This window comes from Halomonas sp. AOP7-B1-5, assembly GCF_052353045.1.
GTDB lineage: Bacteria > Pseudomonadota > Gammaproteobacteria > Pseudomonadales > Halomonadaceae > Vreelandella > Vreelandella colorata.
In genome coordinates, this window is sequence record NZ_JBQTDC010000015.1 from 46,047 (window position 1) to 63,175 (window position 17,129).

General features: G+C 50.8%; 9 protein-coding genes. 2 read left to right on the forward strand and 7 right to left on the reverse strand.

Annotation, left to right across the window (positions count from 1 at the left end; genetic code table 11):
• Positions 1 to 24 precede the first annotated feature (24 nt).
• Entirely contained in the window at positions 25 to 1,017 is a 993-nt protein-coding gene (locus ACT3XD_RS09545) for a hypothetical protein (protein ID WP_192538852.1), read from the forward strand.
• 45 nt (positions 1,018 to 1,062) lie between these two features.
• On the opposite strand, the gene ACT3XD_RS09550 is transcribed toward ACT3XD_RS09545, so the two are convergent.
• The 7 genes from ACT3XD_RS09550 to ACT3XD_RS09580 form a co-directional block, all read right to left on the reverse strand.
• Positions 1,063 to 2,181, reverse strand: a complete 1,119-nt coding sequence (locus ACT3XD_RS09550; RefSeq protein WP_192538853.1) for a glycosyltransferase — start codon at positions 2,179 to 2,181, stop codon at positions 1,063 to 1,065.
• Positions 2,182 to 2,196: 15 nt separating this feature from the next.
• Positions 2,197 to 3,636 (reverse strand): mannose-1-phosphate guanylyltransferase/mannose-6-phosphate isomerase, encoded by a 1,440-nt coding sequence (locus tag ACT3XD_RS09555; RefSeq protein ID WP_192538854.1) that lies wholly within the window; start codon positions 3,634 to 3,636, stop codon positions 2,197 to 2,199.
• A 128-nt stretch (positions 3,637 to 3,764) separates the two neighbouring features.
• Positions 3,765 to 5,141: an undecaprenyl-phosphate glucose phosphotransferase gene (locus tag ACT3XD_RS09560; RefSeq protein WP_226940250.1), complete on the reverse strand. Its 1,377-nt coding sequence runs from the start codon at positions 5,139 to 5,141 to the stop codon at positions 3,765 to 3,767.
• Between the two features lie 9 nt (positions 5,142 to 5,150).
• Complete coding sequence (locus tag ACT3XD_RS09565) at positions 5,151 to 6,602, reverse strand: TolC family outer membrane protein (RefSeq protein ID WP_192538856.1); 1,452 nt, start codon at positions 6,600 to 6,602, stop codon at positions 5,151 to 5,153.
• A complete protein-coding gene (locus tag ACT3XD_RS09570; protein ID WP_192538857.1) occupies positions 6,602 to 7,981 on the reverse strand; it encodes an HlyD family type I secretion periplasmic adaptor subunit in 1,380 nt (459 codons plus the stop codon). Before ACT3XD_RS09570 ends, ACT3XD_RS09565 begins: the two co-directional genes overlap by 1 nt.
• A gap of 1 nt (position 7,982) precedes the next feature.
• Positions 7,983 to 9,743 carry a type I secretion system permease/ATPase gene (locus ACT3XD_RS09575; protein WP_192538858.1) on the reverse strand — a complete coding sequence of 587 codons (1,761 nt, stop codon included), beginning with the start codon at positions 9,741 to 9,743 and terminating at the stop codon, positions 7,983 to 7,985.
• A gap of 152 nt (positions 9,744 to 9,895) precedes the next feature.
• On the reverse strand, positions 9,896 to 12,232 hold the full coding sequence (locus ACT3XD_RS09580; RefSeq protein WP_192538859.1) for a DUF4214 domain-containing protein: 2,337 nt from the start codon (positions 12,230 to 12,232) through the stop codon (positions 9,896 to 9,898).
• A 275-nt stretch (positions 12,233 to 12,507) separates the two neighbouring features.
• On the opposite strand from ACT3XD_RS09580, the gene ACT3XD_RS09585 reads away from it, so the two are divergent.
• Positions 12,508 to 17,091: an ExeM/NucH family extracellular endonuclease gene (locus tag ACT3XD_RS09585; RefSeq protein WP_192538860.1), complete on the forward strand. Its 4,584-nt coding sequence runs from the start codon at positions 12,508 to 12,510 to the stop codon at positions 17,089 to 17,091.
• The last annotated feature ends 38 nt before the right edge of the window (positions 17,092 to 17,129 follow it).

Below are 17,129 nucleotides of genomic sequence, written 5' to 3' on the forward strand. Positions count from 1 at the left end.
GTGGGCGATAAGTGAGTAACGAGCATGGCTAGCTTTATTAAAGGAATAGTAGGCGGAAGCTTGATGGTCCTTTCGCTGTGGGTAGCACTGTGGGCTGGGCAATTGGGCAACGAGCATCCTAATAACGTATGGATTGCTGAAGCGATCACGTACAAGCAGGAGGCTGCCAGCGCGCTACCTTCCCCAAAGATTGTTGTGGTATCAGGCTCAGGTGCCATGTTTGGTATTAATAGCGGTGAGCTGGAGGCAGCCTACCATCTACCCGCCGTTAACCTGGGTGTAAATGCAGGCATTTCCTTACCGGTTATTTTGCACGAAGCTGTACCGGTCATTAAGCCAGGCGACTTAGTACTCCTCCCCCTTGAATACCCGCTTTATAACCGCGAGGAGACTATTTCCAGTTCGCTGGTTCATTGGGCAAATAGCCACCCTGAGACCTTCTTAGAACTGCCCCCAAAACGCGCGCTCAAGGTATTTGCACAAACCTCGTTTACACGCATTTTAGAAGGCTACAGGGGGGTTTCTGCCGATTTTTCCGTTAGCGGTGACTATGGTCCTCACAATCTGGATAGCCGAGGTGATCAGTTGCATACAGCACGGGCATTACGCGAAGAGCGGCATTGGAACTTCTTAAACTCTTTGCCTGATGAAACCTATGGAGCGGCCTTGCAGCAAGGCAGTTTTGACTGGGCTCGTTTGCAACACTTTCGTGATGAGCTACTTATTCAGGGAGCCTGCCCTGTTTTCCTGCCGCCACCGTTATTATGGCGACAGTCTTATAAGGATTCATCTTTAGAAGCCAATTTTTATGAGACGCTGCCCCAACGGGCGACGAGCGAAAGGCTTTTTTGGGTAGGAAAGCCATTCGAGGCAATGCGGGAAGCAAACGATTTCTTTGACACTAACTTTCATTTGGTAGATGAGGCGCGCTCGATATATACCCAACAGATTATCGGCTGGCTGGGTAGCCAACCGATGGCTGCATGCCAGCAGTTCTATCGAGCAAATCAGCGTTAGGCACGAAGCATTCCAAGAATACTATTAGTGGAAGAATCATTGAAACTAGGGTTTAGGTATATGCTTAGCCACTAGTGATTGGATCGCCCGAGCGAAGTTGGCGGTCGCAAACCTTTCTGCACTTTGCCTGCATGTCAGTGGCTCAAAGGCACCTGCATCATGCTGCTTGCGCTCTTCAAATTCTTGAATACTTAATGCCAGCGCAGTACTGGTTTGCTCCTCAGCCCAAAGTGCGGTGACATTATTTAGCGTTGTTTCGGCTAGACCACCTACACCGTAACCAATCACAGGCGCCCCCGCCGCCTGGGCTTCTACTGGCAAAATACCAAAATCTTCTTCCGCCATAAATATAAAGGCTTTGGTTCGCTCCAAATGATCAATTAACACGTCATCAGACTGGTACCCAAGCATTGTGACATTAGGCCCTGCCAGCGCAGCCAATTTGGCGTAGTCTGGACCATCGCCGATAACGATTAGTTGTTTATCGGGCATTTCGTTAAATGCTTCTATGACCAGATCAATACGTTTATAGGGGACCATCCGAGAAGCAGTCAGATAAAAGCTCTCTCTTGGCTGATCGTAACGGAATTTTTCTACTTCGACCGGCGGAAATATAACGTCGGACTCTCGTCGGTAACAGGCTTTAATGCGGCGCTGTATATAGCTTGAAATGGCTACAAAGTGATCAACACGCTGGGCACTTAAGTAATCCCACTGACGTAGACGATGCAACTGCCAGCGCATTACCCAGCTTATCAATCCCTTTTCTTTACCTGATTGGCGCAAATATTGATGCTGCATGTCCCATGCGTAGCGCATTGGGCTATAGCAGTAGCATATGTGAACCGCATTGGGATCGGATATCACGCCTTTTGCTACGGCGTGACTACTCGACAAAATCAAGTCAAAGCCTTTGAGGTCGAACTGCTCTATCGCTAATGGCATTAGCGGCAGATAGTGGCGATACCAGCGGCGTGCGAGGGGCATACGCTGAATAAAACTGGTGTGGATAACGTGCCCCTGCAAAGCAGAAATAGCGCTTTTCTCAAGAAAATTAACCGTGGTAAATATTTCAGCTTGAGGGAAGCAGTTAAGCAACTCGGCAAGCGCTTTTTCAGCGCCCGCCCAAGTGGTTAGCCAATCATGAACAATGGCAACTTTCATTACAGCGGGTTGCTCCTATTCGCGCCCATACTTATCGTTATAGCGCACTATGTCGTCTTCACCTAAATAGGATCCGGTCTGCACTTCGATAAGTTTAAGAGGAATAACTCCCGGGTTTTCAAGGCGATGAACCGTACCCAGCGGAATGTAGGTCGACTCGTCTTCTGAGAGCAGAAAGCTGCGAAGATTAGCGGTATTGCCATGGCCTTCGCCTTGCGTCACTTGAGCGGTCCCCTGTACGACTACCCAATGTTCCGCGCGGTGGTGATGCATTTGTAAGGAAAGCTTGCCGCCCGGCTTAACCACAATCTCTTTCACTTGAAAGCTATCTGTTAACACCATGGTGCGATAGTACCCCCAGGGGCGATAGATTCGCTGGTGTGATTGAAATTCCTTACGACCAGCAGCTTTCAAGGCATTAACAATAAGCTTGGTATCCTGAGCCTGACGACGGTCGGCCACCAGAACAGCATCGTCAGTCTCGACGATCACCAGATTATCGACCCCCACAGCTGCAACAAGACGAGACTCGCTATAAACCAGACTGTTACGGGTTTGATGCAACATGACATCGCCATGAATGGCATTGCCATTTTCTTTATCATCCACTGAGCGCAGTTCATGCAGCGCATCCCAGGCACCTATATCGCTCCAACCAGGTGACATGGGGATAACGGCTGCCTGATCAGTATGCTCCATTACTGCATAATCAATGGACTCACTTCGACATTCAGCGAAGCATGCTTCGTCAATGCGCAGAAAATCCATGTCCTCAGTACGCGCTTCAAAAGCGGCCTGACAGCTTTGCAATATATCCGGTGCATATTGCCCAAGCGCTGCTAGAAAACTGCTGGCTTTAAACAGGAAAATTCCGCTATTCCATAGGTAGTCGCCGCTTTTTAAATAGTTTTCCGCCGCCTCTAAATTGGGTTTTTCAACAAAAGCTGCAACTAAAAACCCCTGTGTTAACGCCTTGCCTCTTTTGATATAGCCGTAGCCTGTATGCGGCGACGAAGGAGTAATGCCAAAGGTTACCAGCTTGCCTTCTTGACTCAGCATATGGCCCTGCTCGACGGCATGGGCAAAGGCTTCGGTATCTTTGATGACATGGTCTGCCGGCATAACCAGCAGCTCAGCATCAGGGTTGACGGCACTTGCTGCCAAGGCAGCAAGTGCCAACGCGGGTGCTGTATTACGGCCACACGGCTCTAAAATAATTGTGCTATCTTTAAGGCCGACCTGCTGCATTTGCTCTGCGACTAGAAAACGGTGTTCTTCATTACAAACAATGAGAGGTTCGCCTGAATTCGCAATGTCTTTTATGCGCAGCGCAGCTTCTTGCAGCAGGCTAACATCTTCTTTATGAAGATTTAAAAACTGCTTGGGATAATGTTCGCGTGAGACAGGCCATAAGCGTGAGCCTGAGCCTCCTGATAAAATGACAGGTAAAATCATTATTCCTCCTTGAGATAAGACATGGGGGGAGATTACTACTCTACCCAGTCTTTCTTTATAACCTGACTAAAACGCGCCGATTATTCCAAAACGCGATATTTAACTTAATGCACTGAAATACTTATAATTTATGGCTGGCCATTAACGAATCCGCGCGTTAGCGTCATAATTAATATTTTCAAATCAAAACCTAGCGACCAGCGTTCAATATAATATAGGTCGTATTCAACGCGCTTCTCCATTAGCTTAACATCATCAGTGATGCCTCGCAGTCCATTCACCTGTGCCCAGCCTGTCATACCGGGCTTGACGCGATGCCTTTGCATATAGATATCGATATGATCTTTATAATGATCGTTATGGTCCATGGCGTGCGGCCTTGGCCCTACCAGCGACATGCGCCCTTGAAGAACATTGTATAGCTGAGGCAACTCATCCAGGCTAGTACGGCGTAAAAAACGGCCAACAGGGGTAACACGCTCATCAATAAGTGAAGCCTGCTTGGTGACGGAACTCTCGTGCAGATGCATCGTTCTAAATTTATATATTCTAAAGCGTTTTCCATCTAGACCATGGCGCTCCTGTTTAAAAAGAACAGGCCCACCCATTTTCCAGCGTATGGCAATTGCCACGGCAAGCATCACAGGACTAAACAGAATAAATAGCACAAGCCCCAGCACCCGATCCTCCAACGCTTTGATAAACCGCATAGGGCCATTTAAAGGAGTGTAATTTAGCTCTAACGAATAGAGACCTGCGACTTGCGTAATTCGGTGGTTCAACAAACGGATATCGGGCAAGTCAGGAAAAAACCGTATGCTAGTCGGGATTCCCGCGAGAAGCCGCATCAGATGGCGTACACGGTTGCCCTGAACCAGCGGATACCCTAACCAGATTTCATCAAAATCACGCTGAAAGATATTTGCTTTAGCAAACGCCGCCATTTTATGAAAAAACGTAGCATCGTCTTGGTCAATATAATGCCCTACTATGATGTAACCGGCGTGGGGCGTTTCAACAACTTTCTCTTCCAATAGTGCAATATTGTCTTTTTTACCGATTAGCAACACGCGTTTAAGGTTGTGCCCCTTGGCACGCAGACGTCGTAAGTAACCATAAAGCAAGGTGCGCATTATGCTGCCGATAATGAGTACTGCCAAGGCTGAAACGCCCATCCACAACCGCGAGAAACTTTGCGTTTCTTGAATAGCCACCAACAGCAAGCTTAGCAGCCCTAACGTGGCTATCCAGGCGGCTAGGTAAATACCCAACATGTTGTACAAACTACGACCGCGCCACGGCTGATAGAGCCCTATCATCTCCCCAACGGCGGGCAGCAGTAGGCTACCGATCAAGATTAGGAAGAGGTAATCATTGCCCTCTACATCAACATGCGGCATCAGCCACAGCACAATAAGAGCAACACCCGTGGCTATACCTGCATCAAAGCAGCGCATGGCGCGCCGCAACCATTCATTGCCTTGACTTGTCCTTATAACGGCCATAGATGCTGATTACCGGGCTACCTGTACGGACGTAGACATCGAGGCCAATAGCGCCATGATGCGATCCAAGTCTTGACCCTCCAGACCGCCCACGGCGGAATGCAGCGCCAGCATGTCCAGAGCATAATTACCTACCGTATCGACATACTGAATACGCTGGTCGTAGAAGCTTGCGCGAGCATCCAGGACATCCACCAGATCACGTAGACCTAGTTGCTCTCCTTTTTCTGCCGCCTCCAGAAATAGCTGCCCTGAGGCAATTGCCTGATTTAGAGCTTCCAACCGACGCTGGCCGCCATTCAGTGCACGAATGCGGCGGCGAACTTCCTGTATTGCCAAGTTGCGTTCATTATCAACCGTAGCCTGACCTGCTTCAATGCGTCTTTCACCCTGGCGCACGCTGGCATTAGTATAACCACCGCGATAAATAGGCACGCTCAGCTCAACGCCAGCTCGGTAGTCCTCACTTTCACGCACTGGATCATCACTACTGCGGTCGGAGTAGCTGAGGTTCAGGTTAAGCTCCGGATAGTAGCCAGCGCGCCTTACACCGGTATCTGCCTGGGCAATTTTCTGTTGTTCAGTTGCAAGCAGAACACTCAGGTTTTGTCCTGTACGCGCCAGCCATTGCTCGACATCACCAATCTCGTCATTTAGCGTTACGCTGGATAGCTCGCCCGGCGAGCTGCTTTTGAAAGAAGGCATCACGCCTGTCAGGCGTTCCAGCTCACTAAGCGCATTGTCCAGTTCGTTTTCTGCTTCTACAGCGTCTGAAACAGCCTGATCATAACGGGATTGAGCCTCAAGCAGATCAACGCGGTTTCCCACGCCCAGATCAAAAGCGCGACTTGCCTGGCGCACCTGCAAATCAAGCGATTCCTGCTGGGCTTCCAGCAAGCCTGAACGCTGAGCCGCCAAATAAGCTTTTATGTACGCTTCGCTGACTTGCATTGCAAGTTCTTGCTCGATCACGGCTAACTGAAGCTCAGCAGCGCTTACCTGGGCGCCTGCTACATCGACGCTACGCCAACGCTCAAGACTAAAGAGCGGCTGCTGGAGCTGGATTTGCCAGTACGTTTCGTCTATCTCACCAGGCCGCTGGGTGTTACCAAACTCATCTATCTCTTCAACCGTTTGAACATTGGTTGAGTCTTGCCACAAGTATCCGCCCGTAGCGGTCACCTGGGGCAACAACCGTGAGCGCGCCATGGGAATTTCTTCGCGCGTGGCTTCAAGCTCAAACCGCTGGCGTGACAGATCCGAGTCGTGCTCCAAGGCACGAACGAACAGGCCTGGCAAAGAGGGCAGCGTTCCGGGCTCACCGGTGGCATCGGTCAGCGCTTCGAATTCGTTCAATGACTGCTGATCAACCGGCACGTCGCTTTGCGAGAATGCTACATGGCTGAATAAAGCAACCGCAATGGTCAGCGCACTTAAAGTAAAGCGTGGCATCCGTGTCATTAGTCCTCCCGGATAGCGCGAGCCAGCATATCGGTAACAGGCTTGGCAATGTAGCTGGCAAAGGTACGCTCACCCGTACGAATCATCACTTCGGCTGGCATGCCGGACAGCAACTGCATCTGTTCGGTCATATCTTCGCGCCCAGATTCCGTGACGCGAATGCGCGTCTTGTAATAGCGCTGGCCGGTTGCTTCATCTTCAAAGCTATCGGCACTAATATGGATAATTTCGCCATCGATGATATTCGTCAGGCGCTGGTTGAACGCGGAGAAACGAATTTCGGCGAGCTGGCCCAAAAACAGGTTATCGATATCGCGCGTGGGCACGCGGGCTTCGACCACGAACCCGTCATTGGAAGGTACAACGTCCATGATGGGATCGCCTGGGCGGATCACCGCGCCAACGGTATGCACCTGCTGGCCTACGATGGTACCAGAGACAGGCGCGCTTACCACGGTCCGATTCACTTGGTCGGTCAGCGAAGTGATACGCTCTTCCGCTTCGGCGATCTGCGACTGAGCGTTACGCAACTGCTCACCCACTTCAGCCTGAAACTCCTGCTGAGTAGTCTCTTTTTGCATGCGGTTTTCGCTTATCTGCGAACGCAGCTGAGCCATATTGGCCTGGAACTCAGCATTGTCACCTTCGTATTGCAGAATCTGGCGCTCAAGCTCACGCAGGCGCTGGTTATCACCCAGCCCTTCACGGTAGAGCGAACGGAAGTCTTCGGCTTCAGAGCGCAGCGAGCTGATGCGCTGGTTATTGACCCGACGGCGGGACTCCAGACCATCAATCTGCTCTTGCATCTGAACGATCTGCTCATCCATAGCTTCCATGGTACTGATAAGCGACTGGCGGCGGGCCTGAAAGAGGCCTTGCTGCACGGCGGTCACTTGCTGAACACGCTCGTTATCTACAGAACTGAGCTCTTCGGGCATTTCTAGCAGCTCTGCCCCTTGCTGTTCTGCCAGCAAACGCGCTTCCATTGCCCGATTGATGTAATACTGAGACTGGGCAATTTCCAGCTGTGAACGCACTTGGGTGTCGCTCAGTACCACCAGCGGCTGGCCGGCTTCTACCTGGTCACCGTCAGAGACCAGCAGTTCGCGCACGATGCCGCCTTCAAGATGCTGAACGGTGCGCTTGAATGACTCCATCGATACATTGCCTGGTGCGACAACGGCAACGGCCAAAGAGGCGGTCACCGACCATAATATGAAGCCGCCTAGCGCAATAATTAAAATCGCATAACCCAGCTTGCGATAGCCCTTATCGCTGGTGGGCAACACTTCCTGGGCCTCACCATCAATAGTGGCCGGTCCCTGAGGGGTTACATCAATTTCGTTTTTCGCAGGAAGTTGATCTTTATGCTTGCTCATATTACGACTCCTCACTGCCGCCACTACGACCACCGGAAATAGCGGAAAGGCGAGCTGAACTTTGCTGGCCTACTTGTGGGCGCGATTTTTTAGCAAACTGGGCAAGCACTTGGTCTCTAGGGCCAAACATACTTACTTGGCCTTCTTTCATGACCAATAATTTATCCATGGACTTCAGCACGCTAGTACGATGACTAATGACAAACAGCGTTGTACCTTCAGCTTTCAAATGGGAGATCGCCTGGCCTAGCGCACGTTCACCTGCGTCATCCAAGTTGGCATTGGGTTCATCTAACACGACTAAAACAGGGTTTCCATACAGCGCTCGCGCCAAGCCGAGTCGCTGACGCTGGCCACCGGAAAGAGCCCCGCTGGTAGAAGATATTACGGTGTCATAACCGTTTGAAAGCTCTAACACCATCTCGTGTACGCCAGCTTTTTTCGCCGCTAAAACCACTTTTTCAGGATCTATATTGCCAAATCTGGCAATGTTTTCACTGATAGAGCCATCAAACAATTCAATATCTTGTGGCAAATAGCCAATATAAGGGCCTAGTTCATCACGGTTATACTGATTGATCTCACCGCCATCAAGACGAACATCGCCAACTTGGGTTGGCCATATACCTAACAGCACACGAGCCAATGTGGATTTACCGGCCGCACTAGGACCAATAATGCCGACATGCTCGCCCTTGTCCACGCTAAAATTAATACCTCGAATGGTTGCCATACGCGCGCCCGGAGGCGCCGCAGCGACGTTTTCAATATCAATGATACCTTTAGGAGCCGGTAACGACATACGGCGTTGATCATCGGGTATTTGGGTAAGCAAATCATTCAAGCGGCTATAGGCACCTCGCGCCGCGACAAAACCTTTCCAACCGCCGATCATCTGGTCAATTGGCGCCAGCGCACGCCCCATCAGGATGGAGCCTGCAATCATCATGCCTGGGGTCATATCACCATTAAGCACCAGAAGCGCGCCCAGGCCAAGAATCAGCGACTGAAACAATAAGCGCATCACTTTGGACGTATTGGTTAACGCGCCCGCACGATCACTTGCCTGGGACTGTTTGGCCAAAAACTCATGGTGGCGCTTTGACCAGCGTCCCATGATGCCAGGTAGCATCCCCATAGCATGTAGCACTTCAGCGTTTCTTAAATTGGAGTTGGCAAGATTTTGCGCCTGAATTTGCTCACTGTTGGCTTCTGCTAACAGGCCTTTTGTTGATTTTTCATTTACCAAGGCAAGTACGAATAAAATGATGCCCGCACATGTAGCAAAGACACCTAGCCAAGGATGAAAAATAAACAAAATACCAAGATAGATAGGCACCCAAGGCGCATCAAAAAAGGCAAACAGCCCGTTGCCCGTTAAAAATTGACGCAAACTCGTTAAGTCGCTTAATGGCTGAGCGCTCGGAGTCCCTTGAGCGACTAGGCTGCGCCGGAACATGGCGCTGTACAGGCGATGATTGATAGTTGTATCTAATCGGTTACCGATACGTACCAGCATCCGAGACCTTACAAGCTCCAACCCTCCCATCACCATAAAAAGAAATACGACAACCAGTGTGAGCATAACCAGAGTATCGAAGCTTTGCGTGGTTAGTACGCGATCATAAACCTGGAGCATATACATCGGGGGTACGAGCATCAGCAGATTAACAAACATACTGAAAAAGCCCACCGATACAAACGAACCTTTACAAGCGCGGAGTGCACGCTGCAGATCCGTCGCTTCCTGTTGCTTTGCCATGGAGGGGTCACCGTTGAATCAAAGAAGTCACGCGAAGATTAATCGCGGCAGCATAACAGAAACGCCCCTGCCAGGGGTAGGGGCGTTATGGGAACTTAGTAATGCCAAACTGGAATGTCTATAACCTTTCTACTACAAGGCCATAGAAACTATTACCCGAACAGCAACAGGCTTTCGTCGGACTCGGTAAAACCAATCATTACAGCAGCTTTATCTGCACCGCTGTCTAGTTCACTAAGCCAATATTGCTTGCCTGCTAAGTCCGCTTGTCTTTCGAGCACGTTCGAATACATTAGTTCAATAAAGGCATCATTTTGAATATCGTTGTACTGCTCGGTAAACTCATCTGACAAGATTAAGTTTTCGGCAATATCGCTAAGACTTGCTGATTGGTTCACATCAAGCCAGTAGCCCAGCCCCTTACCATCAGCCTCGCGATCAAAAGCAGCATTATACAACCGTAATAGTGGATCAACAGGGTTACTGAATACGGCATCATCACGTATCGCAAGATTCTGAATGCGCAGATCCTCACTGGCAGACGTTTCGGCTTCGCTGAAAGGGGTTTCACTGAACATGGCCCCCATATATTCGGCAAAAGCGTCTTGCTCTGTGCCTTTTTCAGCAAAGTCAAACTTGCCTTCTAGATCATAGCTATCCACTAGATCAATGCGATCAATATAGCGATTTTCTAGCGGGTAGCCATCACCGCCATCTGCCATAAACCCTAGCGTAACTACTTTAACCGTTTCCTCTGCGCTTCCAACTAAACGACCATTCGCAGCCAATACATCGTGCACGCCACCCTCTTCGTTAACAATAATGGCGTTTTGAATGCGCTCGCCGGCTGGCAGACTCCAATCATAGCTGTACTGTATGCCACCCACCTGAGCAAACTGACCAGCTGTTATATTCGGTGCAGCAGCGGCTACCGCATGCTCAAGTACGTCCAATAGCGTACCGCGTGAAAGAGTCAAAATGGCCAAATCATTATTGAACCGCAAGGCGGAAGCGGCATCTAGCTGAGAAACACCGCCTTCAGGCTTGCCAATCGCAGAATTACCAGACGGGGCCTGGTAGCTAGGTGCGCTGTCGCCACCTTGGACGACTACATCACCAATGGCCTCGCGGATACCGCCACCATTTTTGAACGAAACCATTACCTCATCATCAAGCTGGCGGGCATACCAAAGATTGGCATCAGCCGTCAGGTTTCCCAGGTTGGTCTCTTCGGTACGCACAGCACCACGCTCACCCACCAGATAAACGTCTGTAAGACCCAGGATATTTCCATCCTGATCGGCCACAAAATCACCTACTGCGCCGACTAAATCCTGGGCAATTTGCCCTTTGGTGCCTTCAGCAAAAGCGGCTTCCAGGCTACCCCATAGCGCTTCAACCTGTTCATCAGTCGAAGCAAACACGCCCGATGTGTCCTGCTCGATAGAATCGGCGATAATATGGCCATTCTCGTCAAAATCAACAACTAGCTGTGCGACGTAGCGCCAACCGGCATCGGTATTAACGACAACAACGTCATTGCCAGAAGCATCTTTAGTAAGAATCGGGTAGGTGTCATAAGGCTCACCGGCACCGGGGAATAGCCCGCGTTCAATGTCTGCCTCATTGGCCAATAGCGAATCTGAACCACCCGCAATAATAATATCGACTCCATCCAGCAGGGTTGCCAGTTCTTCTTCGAACTGAATTTGCTGGAGATGCGCACTGAGAATGATTTTATTAACGCCCTGGGCTTCAAGATCATCAATCACAGGCTGAATGATATTCGCCAGGGCTTGCATATCGTTGCTGCCACCTGAAAGTACGTCCACACCACCGATCGACGAAATACTTTCAAGAATTTGCGTGGTAACACCGATAATCCCAATTTGCTCACCTCCCCGCTCAGCAATCACCGCGGGAGCTAGCTTGGGCTTATTCGCGCCAGCTAATACCTCTTCCAGGGTTGTCTGGAAAGCCTCGTGAGAGAAAATCTCGTTAGTGGCTAAGCCACTTAGGGCCGCATCGCCAGAGAAATCAAGATTTGCAGAAATATAAGGGAACTGCGCACCGAGCCATGCCACATCCGATGCGTTTTCACCATCCACTACAGGCGCAAGCATGTCGGCAATCAGGCCGGTTCCAAGATCAAACTCATGATTGCCTAGAGTAACCGCGGCTGCATTGACCAAGTCCATCAACAGGGACTCAACCCGCCCTGAGGCGGCAGTGATACCACTCATTGAGCCTGATTCTAAACCGTAAACATCCTCAACTGCTGTTTGAAAAGCAGCTTGCAAACTAGCCTCAGAGGCAGCGCTTAAGTAAGGGCCAGGTAACACTAAATCACCCGAACTTATAAAAAGAGAGTTGACGTACTGATCTTCCAGATGATCGACAATAGAAATAAAGTTCGGGGCATTAAGCAAATCCCCGCCCCCTCCTTCCATATCGGCTGCATGCAGTAGCTGAAGTTGGTAATTACTCATAATGAACCCTTTTTTTTAATCATTAGTGAAAACCGCTGAAAAACAGCGTAATCACCAACAATGACGAGAAGATGACGTTTTTAAGAATCGATTATTTTGCTAAGAAAAATCACATCCATTTTCAGCGCCGCTGCGATTTTTTCTGCCACAGCGCAAAGGTAAAAAAAGAAAATGAATATCTAGCTTCAAACAAACAGTCATTTAATTGCCATCTTGTATGAGTAGTTTCTTTTTTTCTGTCACTCAACAACCTTATCCCCAAAAGGATTAGCAGCATGACAAACCTACAACTTGTTACGTCTTTGTATCGTGATTTATTACTGCGAGAACCTGATGAAGAGGGCTTAAGCTATTGGGTAGACGCACAAAATAACGGTGAGATTGACACCATAGGTATTGCTGAAGAATTTTTGGCGAGCGATGAATTTAAAGACTTTATTCAACCCATTGTAGAGCTCTATAGCACTCATTTACTGCGCCCTGCTGACCCGGAAGGCCTAGCATACTGGGCGTCGGAATACCGCAGCGGTGTCGCACTCCAAGATATTGCTAATAATTTTAAAAACTCTGTCGAATTCACAGAAACCCTAGCTAACAAAGATCATGCTTCTTGGTTAACACAGCTATATAACGGCGTACTTAACCGCAATCCAGATGCTGACGGTGCTAGCTACTGGATGAATATGTTGGATGCTGGGCTTACTCATGCAGAGGTCGTTGAAGAATTTATCAATAGCGACGAGGGAATTGAACAACAGCCTGCCCGTACACTGACCTCTCTACTGAGCAGATTCACGGATACTGCCGATAGTGATAAGGCATCGCTACTAAACCAGTACATTGAACAACTGGAAAGCGAAGCCCCCGAGCAACCTGGGCTCGAACAACCCGAGCCCGAACAACCCGAGCCCGAACAACCAGAGCCCGAACAACCAGAGCCCGAACAACCCGAGCTAGAGCCTACGCCTAAACCAGACTTTTCTCTGGGTGAGCGCTACTACCAGGGTGCCTCGGACGCTTCTGCCGCTATCGCGATTGATGGGCGATTAATGCTGGTAGCCGATGATGAAGACCAGATCTTGCGCCTTTTCGACCGTGAAGCGGGCGGTACGCCGCTGTTAGAAGCCGACCTTAATGGGGCGCTGGGGTTAAACGATACTCAGGAAGTTGACCTGGAAGCGGTTGCAACCTATCAGGATAAACAGTACTGGGTGGGTTCCCATGAGAGCGGTCAGCGCTCAATGATTTTTTCCACTGAGATTACAGGCGACAGCGCTGACACCTTTAATATCAACGTAACCGGTCAGTTTACCGACCTCGCCGAACAGCTAACCAACTGGGATGCCAGCAACGGGCACGGGTTAGGCGAAAACGCACTAAAACTCGAGTTAGGGATAAACGTTGAAGGTGCCGTGTTTATCAACGATACCCTTTATCTTGGCCTGCGGGCGCCGCTAGATGATGGCTTCGCCCAACTGCTACCGGTGACCAATGCTATCGATCTGGTCAATGGTAGCGTTGCACAGGCGTCTTTCGGCGAGCCCCTGCGTCTGGACCTTGACGGCCGAGCCGTACGCGCCATTGAGCAAGCCGGCGATGAGGGCTACCTGATTCTGGCAGGCCCAGTAGACGATGGCGACGACGCTGGTTTCGGGCTCTACTTCTGGGACGGCCACCACGCCGTTCGTGAAATTGAGGGTATCGATCTCAATACCATTCCGAATGCGCTCACCGCGAAACCCGAAGCGCTTTTCGATGTAAAAATGAGCGATGCGGGCATTTCGGCCAGCGTACTTTTTGATAGCGGCACGGTTGATTGGTTTGATGATGGTCGCGCTTCAAAGGATCTCCCGGATAGCCAGCAGCAGTTTATTGGCACCGACATTGCTTTTGCCGCATTGCCGGATATGGCACCCCGCCCAGGCGATATAGCGGTAACGGCCGTTAGCGGCAGCGAAAAAGAGTTTCAGTTTGTGGTGTTACACGGTATCGCCGAAGGGGCGGGAATTACCTTCACGGATTCCGGCTGGACAGGTGATGGTTTCCGAGCCAATGAAGGTGCGGTGAAGTGGACAGCGCCTGCTGGCGGTGTTGCCCCAGGCACGGTAATTTCTCACACTCAAAACGCCGACCAGTTCTCTGATGCCAACAGCGCCGCGGTAGGTAATGGCAGCTTCAACCTTGCTGTGGGCGGTGATCAGGTCATCGCGTTTGTGGGCGAAGATACAGATCCTACGTTTATCTATGCTATTCAAACCAATAGCAGCGAGTGGCAGGAAACGGCAACAAACTCCAATAACTCTGCCCTGCCGCCGGGCCTTGAAAATGGCACGACGGCCATTGCCGTCGGCAGCGCGCGTAATGCGGCCTTTACTGCCGATGGCTACGGCACCGCCGATGCGCTTCTGGCAGCGATTGGCAATCCCGACAACTGGACATTCGAACACAGCGCCCTGCCTGATAATGCAATAACGGCATTTCGTATCGGCACGATGGAAGCGCCTTATGTGCCGGGCGAAAGCGACATTGGCCTGGCCATCACCGAGATCTGGCCAGGCCAAGCGGGGGCGGATATTACCGAAGACTGGTTTGAAATCACCAATCGCTCTGGTGACACTCTGGACTTTACTGAATCCCCGCTCTACTACGATGACGACAGCGCCAACCCGCAAGATGCCGTGCTTATCGAAGGCCTCACCACGCTGGCACCGGGCGAATCCGCCATCGTGATCGTGGATGGCGGTATTGATGCCGTGGCCCAGTTCCGCGAGGCCTGGAGCAACATGAGTAACATCGATAGCCTTAACATTGGCTTTGCCGACAATGCCGCCGGGTTGGGCAGCGGTGGCGACGCAGTGACTCTCTGGCAAGGCGACCCGCGTATTGATGGCAACAAAGTCGCTTTTGAAGCCTACCCCGACACGTCGAAAAACGACGCCGCTTCGTGGAACGTAGACCGCCAGGCATTCACCCAGGCAGATGAAGAAGGCGCGGCTAGCTCTTCTGCTGCTGGGGGCGATAACGGTGACATGCCCGCCCTCGCCTCTCCGGGCGTTGCAATTAAGCCAGAGCCTGAGATTACGCTGATCTCGACGGTTCAGGGTGAAGGTGGCACCAGCGCGCTAGATGGTGAGAACGTCACGCTAGAAGCGATCGTTACCATGGTGACGCCCGGCATGGATGGCTTCTTCCTACAGGAGGAAGACGAAGACAACGACGATAACCCGCTGACCTCTGAAGGTATCTTTGTTTATACCGGAAGCGGCAGCAGCGCGTGGCTCGAGCAACTTGCCGCCGGTGATCAGATCCGTATCAGTGGGAATGTTTCTGAGTACTTTGAAAAGACTCAGTTAACCGCGGATCAATCAAGTCTGGATATTTTGGCCCGCGAACAGCCGCTGCCTCAAAGCAAAGTCATCAAGCTGCCTTTCGGCAATAAGCAGGGGATTGAAGCTTTTGAAGGCATGCGCATCGCTATTGAGGCCTTGGACGGCCAGCCATTAGTGGTCACCGAACTTTATGAGCTGGGGCGTTATGGTGAAGTAACACTTTCTGCTGGCGGACGGCTTGAGCAGTTCTCTGAGGTCAATGCGCCTAGCGTGGAAGGGTATAGCGACTGGCTTAAGGATGCAGAAGCCCGCACGATCAAGATCGATGATGCCAACTCATCGCAGAACCCCGACCCGATTATCTATGGCCGTAACGGTGAAGAACTCTCGGCCACCAACCCGCTACGCGGTGGCGATATGCTGGATACCCTGGAAGGCATATTGGACTTCAGTTTTGGCGAATGGAAAGTACAAAACGTCGATAGCTTAGATTTTTACGGCCCTGAGCGCCCCGCCACACCCGATGTGGATGCGTTAGGCGATGCTGAAATCAAGGTTGCATCATTCAACGTACTTAACTATTTCAATACGTTGGATGAGAATGGCAATAAAACAACGACTATTGATGGCACGGAACATTCACCGCGTGGCGCCAACAGCGCTGATGAATTTGCCCGCCAGGAAGCCAAGATCGTTAACGCCATCAATACCAGCGGTGCCGATGTCGTGGGCCTGATGGAAGTTGAAAACAATGGCTTCGGGGAAGATAGCGCCATTGCCGCCCTTGTTAATGCCTTGAATGCCGATGCGCAAATGAAAGGTCTTGATGGCATCACATGGGCTTACAGCACACCCAAGGATACTGAAGGCAATATCGTAAGCCCGGGGAGTGATGCCATTGCGGTGGGCGTTATCTACAACAGCCAAGCTGTTTCGCCAAAAGGCGATGCCGTTACCAAAACCGATGGCGCCTTCTCAATGGCTAACCGTGCCCCGGTGATGCAAACCTTCGAAAATGAAAACGGTGAACAGTTCTCCGTGGTTGTAAATCACTTTAAATCCAAGGGCAGCGTGGTCAACGGCGAAGCCGACATTGGCGATGGCCAGGGTAATAACAACCCCACCCGCGTTGAGGCGGCGAAAGAGCTACTCGCGTGGCTGGAAAGCAACCCCACTGGAAGTGATGATCAGGACGTCCTCATCCTGGGTGACCTGAATGCTTATGCCATGGAAGACCCCATTACGGCACTGAAAGACGCAGGGTTTGAGCTACTTGATGACGATTATAGCTACGTCTTTGATGGTTTCTGGGGGTCGCTGGATCATGCGTTGGCAAGCGAGTCTCTTGCCAAGCAGGTTACCGGCACCACGACCTGGCATATCAACTCAGATGAAGCTACCGCACTCGATTACAACACTGAGTACACCACAGAGCGCCAAGTTGAAAACTTATACGCGCCAGATCCATTTCGCAGCTCTGACCATGACCCTATTCTGGTGGGTTTAAACCTAAGTGCGGCAGAGATCTAAACCGTACTTGTAATCTAAACAGTACTTGCAATCTAAAC